General features: G+C 44.3%; 8 protein-coding genes. 7 read left to right on the top strand and 1 reads right to left on the bottom strand.

The annotated features are described in order from the left end of the window. Positions 1 to 276: 276 nt before the first annotated feature. Complete coding sequence (locus F6K49_RS22270) at positions 277 to 1734, bottom strand: phospholipid carrier-dependent glycosyltransferase (protein WP_293100197.1); 1458 nt, start codon at positions 1732 to 1734, stop codon at positions 277 to 279. Between the two features lie 823 nt (positions 1735 to 2557). Between F6K49_RS22270 and F6K49_RS22265 the strand changes: the two genes are divergently transcribed. The 7 genes from F6K49_RS22265 to F6K49_RS22235 all read left to right on the top strand — a co-directional run bounded on the left by F6K49_RS22265 (position 2558) and on the right by F6K49_RS22235 (position 15118). Further along, positions 2558 to 3094: a hypothetical protein gene (locus tag F6K49_RS22265; protein WP_293037434.1), complete on the top strand. Its 537-nt coding sequence runs from the start codon at positions 2558 to 2560 to the stop codon at positions 3092 to 3094. Positions 3095 to 3285: 191 nt separating this feature from the next. Continuing rightward, complete coding sequence (locus F6K49_RS22260) at positions 3286 to 4185, top strand: PEP-CTERM sorting domain-containing protein (RefSeq protein ID WP_293100194.1); 900 nt, start codon at positions 3286 to 3288, stop codon at positions 4183 to 4185. Positions 4186 to 4918: 733 nt separating this feature from the next. After that, positions 4919 to 5650: a peptidylprolyl isomerase gene (locus F6K49_RS22255; protein ID WP_293025652.1), complete on the top strand. Its 732-nt coding sequence runs from the start codon at positions 4919 to 4921 to the stop codon at positions 5648 to 5650. Between the two features lie 476 nt (positions 5651 to 6126). Next, positions 6127 to 9102, top strand: coding sequence for a peptidase domain-containing ABC transporter (locus F6K49_RS22250; protein WP_293100191.1), 2976 nt, complete (start codon positions 6127 to 6129; stop codon positions 9100 to 9102). A 432-nt stretch (positions 9103 to 9534) separates the two neighbouring features. Then, entirely contained in the window at positions 9535 to 11169 is a 1635-nt protein-coding gene (locus tag F6K49_RS22245; protein WP_293025648.1) for an HlyD family efflux transporter periplasmic adaptor subunit, read from the top strand. Positions 11170 to 11312: 143 nt separating this feature from the next. Next, entirely contained in the window at positions 11313 to 13700 is a 2388-nt protein-coding gene (locus F6K49_RS22240; RefSeq protein WP_293100188.1) for an ATP-dependent Clp protease ATP-binding subunit, read from the top strand. A 176-nt stretch (positions 13701 to 13876) separates the two neighbouring features. Continuing rightward, positions 13877 to 15118 (top strand): RNA-guided endonuclease TnpB family protein, encoded by a 1242-nt coding sequence (locus tag F6K49_RS22235; protein WP_293100184.1) that lies wholly within the window; start codon positions 13877 to 13879, stop codon positions 15116 to 15118. The last annotated feature ends 145 nt before the right edge of the window (positions 15119 to 15263 follow it).

The raw sequence follows: 15263 nt of genomic DNA, 5'->3' as shown, positions 1-15263 counted from the left end.
CTTAGGAAAGGAATGCTTACCTCTTTTATTCAAAAACTGTTCGCGTAGCGTGGCCAATGGCTGATAGCTGATTGCTTACGTATTGGGATACTTCAGAGGGGCATACAGCAGGTTGGAATTTCTTGGAGTACAGTAGCTATAGCGGTTTTTTCAGCAAATGCAACAGGCAACAGAACAGAAATAACAGATGACAGGCGAGACGCCTGTTCTACGGAGCGCTGATAGCTGATTGTTCTTCTGGCTCAACATCTCAATTCAATACAACTCGGGATTACCCTAAATCCAGGAGCGGAACCACATCCGCAGGTGATACCCTGACCCAGACAAGGGTAGACCTAAGTAAATTGGTAACCAGAATATAAAAGCTAGTACAACTACCAAGATGACAGTGACACCAGCACTACGATACTGGTTTTGCTCACTGTGTAGCCAGCGGTCAACTAGCCAAGCCAGTGCTAATCCAGAAAACACTGAAGCTCCCATATAATGATAAAGAAACGTGCAGCGAGTCACTTTCGTCCACGGCAATAGGTTAGCAGCGTAGTTTACGATCAAATAAAGGGTAATCCAGGTATAAGAGGTTGGTATGGATTTCCAGCCCACCCCTTCTAAGATGCGTTGGGTTAACAGCAGCAGCAGCAACAAAATTGCTGTAGTCGAGAGCCACCATAGGAAAGGATTGCCCATGGCATGGACATCATAGATTACATTGCTCGCACCAGCCGATAAGGGGGAGTCAGTGGCAACAGCTTCAGGGGTGTGACTAGCAGTCTGATAAAAGTAAGCAACCGGACGCCACATCAACAGCCAACTATACCACCTGGAACAGTAAGGATGGACGTCAGTGCCACTGCCCACATTTTGATGGAAGGTTAAAATTTTGACTTGAGACTCCCAGAATCCAGGGGTAGGATTCATCAGTAAGTGAGGAATCCAAAGGAAGCTGTAGGTGACAACTGGTAAAATCACCAAGTTTAGCACGATGTGCCCGACATTCAGTTCCGTCAGGTTCTGTAATGGATGGCGTCCCGATGCTATAGGGCGAGTACGGGTTTTCTGGCCAAAATAAGTTCTAAATAATTGCCATACCCAAGCGACAGCCCATACTATATAAATGCCTAACAAAAACCACAAGCCATTCCACTTAATCGCTGCGGAAGCACCAAAAAACACACCAGATAGGATTAGCATCAGCCAGCGTTTTGCACTGTGATGATTCAGAGCTAGCAGAAAAAACAACTGACCCAGTAATCCCAAGATCACTAAATATATATTGTTCAGGGCATAGCGGGATTCTACCAGGAATAAACCATCAGTAGCTGCGAACAGAGCAGCAATCAAAGCATAGCTGCGACGTCGATTGAGTTGATAAGCCACAGCCGCCACTACGATCGGAATCAAAGAACCCGTCAGGGCATTCAGCCATCGGTAACTCCAGGTAGACCGTAAGGAACCAGTCAGGTCGTTAACCGTATCCTGCCCAAAGGGGAGGTGAGAGCCAATCCAGATGCCAATGGCAATGATGTACTGACTTAGGGGAGGATGGGGATTGAAAAAGGAAGTACCGGTTAAGTAGTTATTGGCAAATATAGCGTAGTAAACTTCGTCGAATACCAGGCGATTAAATCGACCCAGTCCCCAAAATCGCAGGGCGAGTGACAGTAAAACAATGGCAGTTATGCCAATGCTAAACCAGGGGATAGACGAATCAGACGGCTTTTTTGGCAAAATCATCACCATCGAGGCTTGGGTTATCGGTGAATGGCACACTCAATCTGGAGTAGAGGAGACCTTGATCAGAAATTCTTTTCTGGGGGAAGAGCGGGAAGAGAGATAAGAGTGGAAAGACAACACTGCCCCTTTATCCCCCCTTGTCTACCTTCCCTAATTCAGAAAGTATAAAATATGCCAATTAAATGCACACTAGCTTAATAACCTGTAAGCTGATCACCTGCAACCTGTAACTTATACCTGCTCAGCATCTGTAGCTCGAATAAATGAAATTGGTATAACTTATCCCTATTATCCCTATTATCCCTATTATCCCTATTATGATTTTTACCCTTTTTATGATTTTGACACGCTTATCCTCCCTTCGTCTCTCCCTCTTGCCTATACAATTGTGATAAAAATTGTGATATAACTAGAAAAAATATCAGACAAGTATTCCTGATTTTCCTCTAACTGGATTGAAAAACTAATAATAGGCCTCACCACTGACCTGGCGTTATTATTATCAAATAACTTCACAATTTACACACAAAATATCCCGAATTTATAACTGTTGGTAAAGATTATTAATGGATAAACCTTTTATCAAAAAAACGGTTATTTATGCCAGTTTTTGAGTTAAAATTTATCTGGTTTATATGGACAAAGAGAAAAATATATTTTTCTCTTTGAGGAGAGTTATTACTGGGTGTGCTGCCACTCTAAACCCTCAATAGCAGTAAATATAATTTTCTCTATTAACGAGAAAATTATGCCTCTGCTAATGACTTAAAATTAAATGATTAAAACAATCACAACCCACAGAGTTAGCACATACTAAACACTTATGAGCGGACGACTTATTAATCAAAAAAATGGCATAAACAGTAATCAAAGAAATGACACAGAGATTAATCAAATAAATGGCACAGAGCACGATGACGACCTCCGAGGTAGCGATGAACAAGTTGTACGAGATGAGATCTACGGCCAAGGGGGTGCTGACAGTCTATTCGGAGGTCCCGGAGGTGACTATATCAACCCTGGTATTGATAATTATGCTGATGTGATCTGGTATAAGAACTTTTCCGAGAGGACGGACATCATCGAAAACTTCGATCCCAACGATGAAGATATTGTGGTTCTAACCTCTGGTTTCTTTTGGGATCTTGTTCACAACCAAGGTTTGAATTCAGATGCAAATCTTGGAGATTGGTTGAAAATTGAGTTGGAAATTGATCAGTTTGGTTCACATGCTCTTATTAAAGTAGATCGAGATGGTCTTCAAGGCAACACCCCCTTCAGAACATTAGCTACCCTGAAAAATGTTGATACAAACGATCTAACTATAGATATAGTTGATGGCGATTTTATCATCGGATGATTAACCACAGGTGATTTAGGATTGTCAAGATCAGCTTCGAGGTTACGTGTGGAACCAATCAGCAATCCGGTCAGTCTTCAACCCAAGACTGTCAGATGGGTTTCCAGCGTCTACTCGGAAAAAATATCCAGTTTGGAACTGGGAAGCATCTACCCATGACTAATCTCTAGTTCTCAACAAAGATAATAAATATGTTTCACCTTAAAAACCACAAGTGCTTCTCTTTGAGAACAGGTATTGTCAGCCTGATCGGTGTGGCCAGTCTATTTGATACTAATCCTGCCTCAGCCATCATCATCACTAATGGTAGTTTTGAAAACAATTTTACGGGCTGGGAAACATTGGGTAGTGCTTCTGTGCGCACCGCAGGTTTTGGTAGTAAACCTACTGACGGCAGTTCCTATGCCCAGCTAGATACATTCCTTCCCCAGGAACAAGAGAACTTCATGGAGCTAGCCGATTTTCTAGAGCTGGACATTACAGCGCTGGATCAGATCGGCAATGGAAAGGGGGAGGTGTTTGAAGGATCAGCAATCAGAACTAGCTTTACAGCAGAAGCAGGAGATGTTATTAATTTTGATTACAACTTCCTCACAGATGATTTCGGTTCTGAGTATTTTAATGACTTCGCTTTTGTGGGAATTTCCGGTCAGGTGAATGGTTTGGCTGATACGTTCTCAGTATTAGCTGATTCCATGACACCGTTTGTGAATGAAACTGGTTTTAGCACCTACTCTCAGACAATTGTTGGCTCTGGAACCTACACCTTGACCATAGGTGTGACAGATGTTGGGGATGGTGCCTTTGATTCAGGAGTAATAATTGATAATGTCAATGTAGTCAGACTCGAACCAACTGATCCCCCCTCCGTTCCAAAACCAACTGATCCCCCCTCCGTTCCAAAACCAACTGATCCCCCCTCCGTTCCAAAACCAACTGATCCCCCCTCCGTTCCAAAACCAACTGATCCTACCTCAGTTCCAGAACCAACCTCTGTATTGGGGTTACTAGCTATTGGGGTTTTAGGGGTTAGAAGTCAGTTGAACAAACACAAACAAAAGTGTGAGGGAACTAGTAAAACACAGAGCTAGCTAATGGGGAGACCCGCGAACAATGGACTACAGACAACGGACCAATGAACTAGAGCGACAAGGAGCGAGTTTTGGTTGCTCAGTAATTCTAATCATGACAGAACGCCAGGTCAGATTTATATTCTGCAATAGTTTCGCTTCACGCCTATCCCAACGGCATGACAATCTCTTAACTTAGACTAATTACCAAAGACCGTCATACAAAGTTACACATGCTCTATAATCAGAGTTATGTTATTAGGAAATAATACTTATTATGCTAATCAGTGACCAACGTAAAATCAATCTCCGCAACTTGTAATAGCCTTGTAATAGCTCCGTGCTCTAGGGCTTGTGCTCCTCGTGTTATTATTAATGGTCCAATGAGCAGAACTTTCTCGCTTTACCAAATCTTTTGAAAACTTAATATATAGTGATACCAAGTGGCGAGTAGTCAGCTATCAGCTATTAGCCGTCAGCCCAGAAGCTTAGATCTGACCCTCAACCAATAACCAAAAGCTGCTTGGGGCTTGGCACAATCAATGGCCTTACTGAACTAAGCAATGATATCAAGTAGTGTGGTATCAGTAGTCAGTTACCCAGTAACCATTACCAATTAGCTATTACCAATACCCTATTTTCGTGAATGTGGAAAAACTGTACTGTTGAAGCTTGAAAATTAGGAATTATAATATACTGTGGGTAAGATCTCCATCCTATCCACCTAGCGCTACCACATAGCACAACATTTCTTATGGGGACAACTACAGTTTTACGAATAGGCGATCGCGTTATTAGTGCAGAAGAAATTGTTCCCCTGCTAGCTGGTTACCAATTGCTGCCACCGTTAATCCGTGAGATTATCATTGACGAGGCAGTGGCTACCGCAAGCTGCACACCAGAGGAGAAGGCTCAAGCCTATCAGCAGTTCTTGGAAAAAAATCAGCTCATTGACGAGACGGCTAAACAGGCTTGGCTAAAGCAGCGTGGTATGAATCCAGCTCAATTAGAAGCCCTAGCGGTACGAAGTATTCTGATTGAGAAATACAAACAAGACACCTGGAGTCACAAACTTGAATCTTATTTTCTGGAACGGAAGGGAAAATTAGACCGGGTGATTTATTCCCTGATTCGGACTAAAGACCCAGGGGTAGCCCAAGAAATCTATTTCCGGATTCAAGAAGGAGAAGAGTCTTTTGCTGACCTAGCCAGGGAATATTCCCAAGGACCAGAAGCTCAGACTGGCGGATTAATCGGTCCGGTGGAACTGAGCGTACCTCACCCCGCGTTAGCCCAAATGCTTCGCCTGAGCCAACCCGGACAACTGTTCCCACCGACACGCTTGGGAGAATGGCTGTTAATCGTGCGTTTGGAGAAGTTTATGCCAGCGCAGTTAGATGATTCGATGCGCCAGCGACTGCTGAATGAATGTTTCAGCACCTGGCTCAGTGAGCAACTGAATCAGCAATTAGCAGCGCTAGATTAACAACTTTACTCTCTTATGAAACAAAACTTAAGAAACTAAAGAGAGGGCTTTGATTCCGGATTTGGGGGAACATAGGCGGGATTTGGCTAATAGTTTGATCATCTCGCGCCAGATCGAGAAGATTCCAGAAAACCCGTCTAGCTTGCACATATGGTAATCCTGAAACTGTGCCGTGGCTAAATGATCAGTAGTCTATGGCGATCTGGTAAATTTTTGTTGTTTAAGGCTAGTCTCAATAGATTTTCCCTGTTTCCATCATAGCATAGCGAACTAGTTACATTTCTTAATGAAAGAAGCGCTAAGCAAGTCCTAGGGTGCTCTACAGAGTCTTTACATAAAAGACAGACCTAGTATGCCTAGCATATCCTAATAAATACCCCATGAGAAGCTGTTATTAAATTTAAGCTAACTAATCTCAAATTTAAGCTAACTAATCTCAAATTTAAGCTAACTAATCTCAAATCCTAAGAGGCTCAATGACCTATACAACAACAATTCAAGAGTTTCTAGCTGGTATTTCGCCGTTCAATCAATTGTCAAGGACAGCACGGCAAAAACTGTCCACTAGTTGCCAACTGTTGCGCTACCGCATGGGCCAGACAATTGTGGTCAGGGATAAAATGCCAGGCCAAGTCTCGATTCTATTCCAAGGTAAAGCCCGTCTGATTGGCTATGACCAACGCCGTCAAACCCCCACAACCCTCAAATTACTACAACCAGGGGCGATTATTGGCTGGGTCAGTTTGGTCAGGGGAGTACCGTGTGAAACTGCGATCGCATCGGTGGAAGCCGTTTGTGTCACCATCAATGCGGCTGACTTCTTAAGGCTGCTAGATACAGAAAAATCTTTCTCAGATGCCTTCAAAGCCCGTTGTGGTCTAGTGGAAATCTTTGATCTTTTGGGAACAGAGTTGGGGCGTCGGGCTGAGGCAGAGACTGACCTCAAAGCACTTGCCATGTATGCCTGGTCAGACGCTTTAGTTTATAACCTGCCTCGGGGCAAGCAAATGTCCAGCCAACTCGACCCCAATCGAGTATGGTTTGTGAGTGGGGGAGCAGCCGCCAATTTACCAGTAGGGTCTTGTCTCAGTTCAGAAGCATTGTCTAGCTTACAGGTCAATGGTCATGGCGCAACGCGCTTGGTGGGAATTCCAGAAGCTATTTTCTCTGAGCAAACCGCCACTGACTCGGAAACCCTGGCTGAGCCTACCGATACAATTCCCAGTATACAAGACGATATTCCCCAGGCTCCAGACCGACCGGATCAGGCTCCCGAGACGATTTACCCTGAGCAAACAACTCCTACAAAATTCCCCTTTATACGGGGTAAAGGAGCGGTGCAGGAATCCTTGGCTTGTTTCCAAATGCTGAGTAAGTACTTTAAAATGCCTTTCCGCAAAGATAGTATACGGAAGGTGCTAAAAAACCAGCATGCTCGCACCGGTCAAATCTCCCTTCAGCACTGTGGTGCAGTGGCAGAACTGATGGGATTAACTGCCCAACTCGCAACAATACCAGCTCACGCTATCAAACGTTTACCGACCCCAGCGATGCTGTTGTGGCACGATAGCTTAGCTATTCTCTATGAAGCCAGTGAACGGCAAATAGTGCTGGCGGTGCCACAGCTGGGAATTCAAAAGCTTAAACCCAAGGATTTTGAAGAAAACTGGGGAGAAGGCGGGCAGGTACTTCTGTTAAAACCTACCAAAGACACCCCTACCCAGCGGTTTGGTCTGAGTTGGTTTTGGCCTTCTATCGTTCGTTACCGCAAGGTATTGACGGAAGTTTTAATTGCTTCTTTCTTTGTCCAACTGTTGGGTCTAGCCTATCCCTTGATTATCCGGGTACTGATTGACAAAGTGATCTCCCAAAACAGTACCGATACCTTGCAAGTACTGGGAATTTTACTGTTGGTGGTGTCGGTTTTTGAGGGGGTTTTAATCACCCTCCGTACCTACCTGTTTGTAGATACGACCAACCGTATCGATATGGCTCTCGGTTCCGAGATTATCGACCACCTGTTGCGCTTACCCTTAAACTATTTCGAGAAACGACCCGTTGGGGAGTTGTCCACTCGCATCAATGAGCTAGAAAATATCCGCCAGTTTTTGACCGGGACAGCCCTAACCGTGGTGTTAGATTCAGTCTTTTCTGTAATCTACATCGTGGTCATGTTCATGTTTAGTTGGGTGCTGACCCTGGTGACTTTGTCAGTGATTCCTTTGTTCATGCTCCTGACCCTGATCGTTTCCCCAATTGTCCGGCAACAGCTACGCACTAAAGCAGAACGGAATGCTCAAACCCAATCCTATCTAGTGGAGGTGTTATCTGGCATTTCCACCGTTAAAGCCCAGAATATTGAATTGCGATCGCGTTGGAAATGGCAAGAGAAATATGGGCGCTATGTTAGTGAAGGCTTCAAGAATGTGCTAACCTCTACCGCTGCTAGTTCTATGAGCACCTTCTTGAACAAACTCTCTGGTTTACTTGTGCTGTGGGTAGGGGTCTATCTAGTACTAAATGGAGAATTAAGCTTAGGGGGCTTGATTGCTTTTCGGATTATTGGGGGCTACGTTACCAGTCCCTTGCTGCGTTTAGCCCAACTTTGGCAAAACTTCCAGTCTACAGCCCTATCCCTCGAACGCCTTAGTGACATTGTCGATACACCCCAAGAAGTGACTGAAGCAGACCAGGGTAATATCCCATTGCCCTCTGTCAGGGGAGACATTCGCTATGAAAATCTCTCCTTTCGCTTTGCCAAGAGTGGACCAATGCAACTCAATAACATTAATGTGGAGATTCCAGCCGGTTCATTTGTAGGGATTGTGGGTCAAAGTGGTTCCGGTAAGAGTACCATGACCAAACTTTTGGCTAGACTCTATGCTCCAGAGTCCGGTCGCATCATTGTCGATGGTTACGATATCTCGAAAGTCGAACTCTATTCCCTGCGGCGTCAGATTGGGATTGTGCCTCAGGAAACCCTCTTGTTTGAGGGAAGCGTTCAAGAGAATATTGCTCTGACCAATCCTGATGCAGACAGTGATGAAATTATTCAGGCAGCAAAGATAGCAGTGGCCCACGATTTTATCATGGAATTGCCTTTGGGTTACAATAGCAGCGTTGGCGAAAGGGGTTCAGGTCTTTCCGGGGGACAACGACAGCGTATTGCGATCGCCAGAACGATTTTGCAATCACCCCAGTTAATGATATTAGATGAAGCCACCAGCGCCCTCGATTATGACACCGAGCGGCAAGTGTGTTTAAATCTAGCGGAAGCTTTTCAACAAAGCACGGTATTGTTCATTACCCACCGCCTAGGAACCATTCGCAACGCTGATATCATTTTGATGATGGATCGGGGTTCAATAGTAGAGCAAGGTACTCATGATGAACTGATGGCTCAGAAAGGTCGTTACTATTGCCTCTACATGCAACAAGATGCTCAAATGTAGCTATGAAGGGTGAAGCATGAAGCAATATTGGGTGAAGGATTAAGTATGAAGAATTATGAAGTGTGTATTGTCTTGGCAGTTGCTATTTGGTTTAACCCTTGGTGTCGGATAGACTAGGCTCAAGGATAAAAAAATACTAGTGGTCGGGGAGTTGGTTGTACAGAGGCTATCAATTGAAAGAAAGAAGTTTTGGCTAACTCCCCCTAAAGTAAGGGATTAAAATGAGCAATGAGTGAGGTGATTATTAGTTACTAAATATTTAATTAGTCAACCAGATAATTAGTACATTATTCGTTATTTAGATTTTATCCTTCGTTCTTTATCTTTTATCCTTCATACTTCATTCTTCATACTTCATACTTCATTCTTCATACTTCATACTTCATACTTCATACTTTCCCAAGTATTAACGAATAGCAGGAGCTAATAACGATGAGCCAATATAATGGCAATGGTAATGGCAATGGTAATGGCAATGGTAATGGCAATCGTTCCAAACCAAATCCAAAAATCAACATAGGTGCTGTCGGTACTATTAGCAAAACCACAGTTCCTCAAGACACCCGAGATAGACATCGTGCTTCTAATAGTCACATCGAATTCGACCAGCCAGTTATTCTAGAACAATCCTCCCATTGGTCTCATGCCATTCTCTGGGCACTGTTGAGTCTAACAACTTTTGGTATGGTGTGGGCTTACTTTGCCAAAATTGACTATGCCGTTCCCGCCCGGGGCAAGCTAGAGCCACAAGGTGCGGTTAAAGAAGTCCAAGCTCCTGTGGGTGGAGTGGTAACAAAAATTCATATTAAGGAAGGACAGCGGGTTAAAGAAGGGGATTTGCTCCTTTCCTTTGAGCCCAAAGCTACTCAGGCTCAACTCACGTCTCTCAATAAACGTCGCGCTACCTTAATCAGAGAAAACCAGTTTTATCAAGCTGCAATTAGTAATCCTAATTATCCACCTGTACCACCACCAGGTATGGATATACAACTGTCCTCACAACTGCCTTCTCTGATCGCTAGTCGAAACACGCTACTGTCAGAAATTGGACTTTATCGCGCTCAACTTAGTGGAGGTTCTTCTAGGGCTAATCTTAACCCTGAACAACGAATTCGTTTACAATATGGTACTGCTGCACTTGACGCTCGGATTGCTGAACTTGAGAGTAGAATTGGCTCCCTACAGGAACAGCTGAAACAGAATCAGATTCAACTTGCCAATGGCAGAGACATCCTAACAGTTGAGCAGGGTATTCTGACAGACCTCAGGCCCCTGTTTGAACAGGGGGGCTTTTCTAAGATTCAGTTCTTGAGGCAGCAAAATGAGGTCAAAAATCGCCAAACTGAGGTAAACGCTAGGATTGAAGAAGAACAACGCTTGCAAAAAGAAATTGCTGGGGTCAGAGCGAGTCTACTCAATACCATTGCGTCTTCTCAACGAGAACTGGCTGATTTGATGGCCCAAAATAAAGAAAGGATTGATAGCATAAACACCCAAATAGCTAGCATTATCAGTCAATTAAATCAACGCATTGTTGATAACAATAAACAGATGGCTGAAATTGATAGCCAGTTGCAGCAGGCTCAACTAACCCTAAGCTATCAAGAACTACGAGCTCCTGTTGATGGAACAGTTTTTGATTTGCAACCCTCAACTCCTGGTTTTGTTGCCAATACCAGTGAGCCAGTGCTCAAAATTGTTCCCGGTAGCTCTCTGATTGCTAAGGTATATCTGACCAACCGAGACATCGGGTTTGTGGAAGCAGGTATGAAAACCGAAGTCAGAGTTGACTCTTTTCCCTTTAGTGAGTTTGGTGATGTCAAAGGGGAGGTACTATCTATTGGTTCTGATGCCCTACCACCGGATCCTGCGGAATTGCGTCAAGACTATACTTTCCCTGCCAAAATTAAATTGGATCAACAGTACATTAAAGCTTATGGCAAAGAAGTGCCATTGCAATCGGGTATGTCTATCAGTGCCAATATCCAGGTGCGTAAGCGAACAGTGATGAGTATTTTCACCGAGATGTTTTTGGATAAGACTGAAAGCTTTACCAAAATGCGTTAGGCGGCAACCACTCCTCAAGATTACGGTTCTACCGACTGCTGAATTTAAGCACAGATGGGTACATTGATGGAAGTAAAGTACATAAAACTTTACACCAGGGTGATGTCTCACCCACTGCTTAAATTCGGTAAGGTGAACCGGCGATGTTTGAACATTTTACAGATAAAGCGATCAAATCCATCATGCTGGCTCAGGAGGAAACCCGTCGCTTGGGACACAGCCTCGTAGGAACTGAGGAACTGCTGTTGGGTTTGATTGCACAAGGAACAGCTGTGGCAGCCAGAGTGCTCAGGGATTTTGGTGTTACCCTCGAAGATACTCGCTACTCGGTTGAAAACACTGTGGGTCGGGGTTCGAGAATGTTTAGCTCAGAACTCCCTTTCACCCCCAAAGCCAAAGAAGTTTTCCAGCAATCTTTCCAGGAAGCTAAGCAACTTGGACACAACTACATCGATACTGAACATTTGTTGCTAGCTATCATTAAAGACAGGAACAGCGTTGCGACTCAAGTATTGGTAAACCTGGGTGTAGACCTAACAGAATTACGCACCCATGTCATTAGTACGATAGCAGAATTAACAGCAGCAACGACTGCTAAGGGACAAGGTTCCTCGTTTATAGGGAATACTCAAAACCAGAAAGCTACCTTAGAAGAATTTGGAACTAATCTGACCAAGTTAGCTGCAGAGGGAAAACTGGATCCGGTGGTTGGTCGTCAGCAGGAAATCGAGCGGGTGGTCCAGATTTTAGGTCGTCGTAGCAAGAATAACCCGATCTTACTAGGGGAACCTGGAGTTGGGAAAACTGCGATCGCAGAAGGTCTAGCCCAACGGATTCTATCTCAAGATGTTCCAGACCTGTTGGCAGACAAACAAGTGATTAGCCTAGATATGGCTTTATTGGTTTCTGGTACTCGCTTCCGGGGAGACTTTGAAGAACGGCTCAAGCAGATTGTCTCTGAAGTCCAGCAATCCGGGAATATTATCCTAGTCATTGACGAAATTCACACCTTAGTCGGTGCTGGATCCTTAGAAGGGGGTATGGATGCGGCTAATTTGCTTAAGCCTGCTCTCGCTAGAGGTCAACTCCAGTGCTTGGGAGCTACTACTCTGGATGAATACCGGAAGTATATTGAGAAAGACGCAGCACTAGAACGTCGTTTCCAGCCAGTCATGGTTTCGGAACCTTCTGTAGAGGATACCATTGACATACTCCATGGTTTGCGCTCAACCTACGAGGAGTATCACAAAGTCCAGATTTCCGAGCAAGCGTTACTGGCTGCAGCTCAATTATCAGACCGCTATATCTCCGACCGTTATTTACCCGACAAAGCCATTGACCTGATTGACGAAGCTGGGAGTCGGGTTCATTTGATGCACTCAAAGCCTTCTTCAAGGGCTAGAGCAGAATCAGAGTGGGAGAGTGAGGGAATTGAAGGTAAGTTATCCCCATCTCCAACTATTCCGATTGTGGATCAAGAAGACATTGCTCAGATTGTAGCGTCTTGGACTGGGATACCGGTCAATAAACTGACGGAATCTGAATCAGCTCTGCTACTGCACTTGGAAGAAACTTTGCACGAGCGGATCATTGGTCAAGACGAAGCTGTTACTGCTGTGTCTCGGGCAATTCGTCGGGCAAGAGTTGGATTAAAGGATCCTAATCGACCGATTGCTAGCTTTATCTTCTCTGGTCCGACTGGAGTTGGTAAGACAGAACTGGCTAAATCCTTGGCTTCCTACCTGTTTGGGTCAGAAGACAAGATGATTCGCCTTGACATGTCGGAATATATGGAACCCCACACTGTTTCCAAGCTGATTGGTTCTCCTCCAGGGTTTGTGGGTTACGACGAAGGTGGTCAACTTACCGAAGCTGTCCGACGCCAGCCCTACTCGGTGGTACTATTTGACGAAATCGAGAAAGCTCACCCTGACGTTTTCAATGTACTGTTGCAACTGTTAGATGATGGTCGCTTAACCGATGCTAAAGGTCGTACTGTAGATTTCAAGAACACAATATTAATCATGACCTCCAACATTGGTTCTAAAGTGATTGAAAAAGGAGGTAGTGCTTTTGGCTTTGAGTCATCAAATAACCAAGATGAATCTAGGTACAACCAGATCCGCACTCAGGTCAATGAAAATCTCAAAGACTATTTCCGTCCTGAGTTCCTCAACCGCCTTGACGAGATAATTGTCTTCCGTCAGCTCAAGAAGAATGAAGTTAAGGAAATTGCTGACATCCTGCTCCAGGAAATCTCTAGCTCTATACAAGAGAAAGGAATTACCCTCGAAGTCACAGAGGCTTTCAAAGACCACTTAGTCACAGCAGGCTACGAACCGAGCTATGGTGCTAGACCTCTACGACGGGCAATTATGAGTCTGTTAGAAGATAGCTTAGCCGAAGCCATGCTATCTGGTCAGATTCAAGAGGGGGATACAGCAGTTGTTGATGTGGATGACCACGGTCAGGTCAAGGTATTATCTGGTAATGTCCAAAAAAGGCTGCTGCAACCAGTTGGTGTTTGCTAGTGCCAAGGAGTGATGCCAAATTTCCTTAAAGCCTGGACTTTAACAAAATTCGCGGAATTCCCCACCCTCTTCCAGGGTGGGGATGGATAGCGAGCCAGAGAATTCATTTTATGCCTTGAAATCTTACTGCGAAATACATATAATAGTAAGCAAGGTCGATAACAAGGTTGAGTGCAATGAAACATAAAGCCGTCAAAGTTAGAATTTATCCCACGCAAGAGCAAGTTCAAGTGTTAGCTCAACATTTCGGATGCGCTCGTTGGTGGTGGAACTATGCTTTGAATCAGTGTATAGAAACCTACAAAGAAACTGGCTTTGGGTTAAAGCAATCTGCACTCAACTCTATGTTGCCGAAACTCAAAAAACAAAAAGAGACTGAATGGCTAAAAGATTGTTACTCTCAGGTTCTGCAATCTGTAAGTCTCAATCTTAGTCGTGCTTACCAAAATTTCTTTGAGGGTAGAGCTGAATATCCTAGATTCAAATCGTACCATCACCGTCAATCAATTCAGTATCCCCAAAACGTAAAACAGGTAGGCGATTGCCTTAAATTTCCTGGAAAACTGGGAGTTGTAAAGGCGGTAATTCATCGCCCACTGGACGGAGATATCAAGACTGTAACAATCAGCAAAACTCCTTCTGGAAAGTACTATGCTTCTGTACTAATAGAGTATGAAAGTGTTCGCGGAGCGGCTCTGAAAGAGCTAGGCGTAAAGTCGTCAAGCGCACCTAGGGTGGTCGGTATTGATTTAGGTATCAAAGATTTTGCGATTACTTATGACGGTGAAAAGACCTCTAAGTTCAGTAATCCTAAGCATCTAGCCAAGTACGAAAAGAAACTGGCCAAGAAACAACGTATTGCTGCCCGAAAGAAAAAAGGGAGCAATGGACAAAAGAAAGCCAGAAAAATTGTAGCTAAGGTATACGAACGGATTGGAAATGTCCGCCAAGACTATCTACACAAGCTATCTAGAAAGATAGTGGATCAGAACCAAGTGGTAGTAGTCGAAAACCTAAATGTCAAGGGCATGGTTCGTAACCACAAATTAGCTAAAGCAATATCTGATCTGGGTTGGGGAACCTTTGTCAATTTTCTCTCCTATAAGTGCGATAAAGAGGGAAAAGTTTTGGTTGAAATAGACCGGTGGTTCCCTAGTTCCAAAACCTGTTCTAATTGTCATTACCGAATCAAAGAGTTACCACTAGACATAAGAACCTGGACTTGTCCAAGTTGTGGAACTCATCACGACAGAGATGGTAATGCGGCAAAGAATATTAGAGCAGAAGGGATCAGAATGCTATCCTCCTCTGGGACGGGGGAGGTCAACGCCAGTGGAGAAGAAGTAAGACCAAAACGCGGACGTCCGTCCAAGTTGAGGCGTTCTTCCGTGAAGCTGGAAGCCCCGACCTCAAAGTAGTAGGTCGGGGTAGTTCACAAGCGAACCACCTTACGTTTTAGTAGGGTAACTCGGCGACTATCAACAACCATTGCCCAAAACCCCCCTGCGCTCAGTCGCCTTAAGATTGAGTTAGCTTGGGTTTCACTAGTTGTGTGTACTGTCA

The organism is Moorena sp. SIO3I6 (assembly GCF_010672095.1).
The sequence above is the reverse complement of the archived record's forward strand: the minus strand, read 5'-3'. Positions and strand labels throughout refer to the sequence as shown.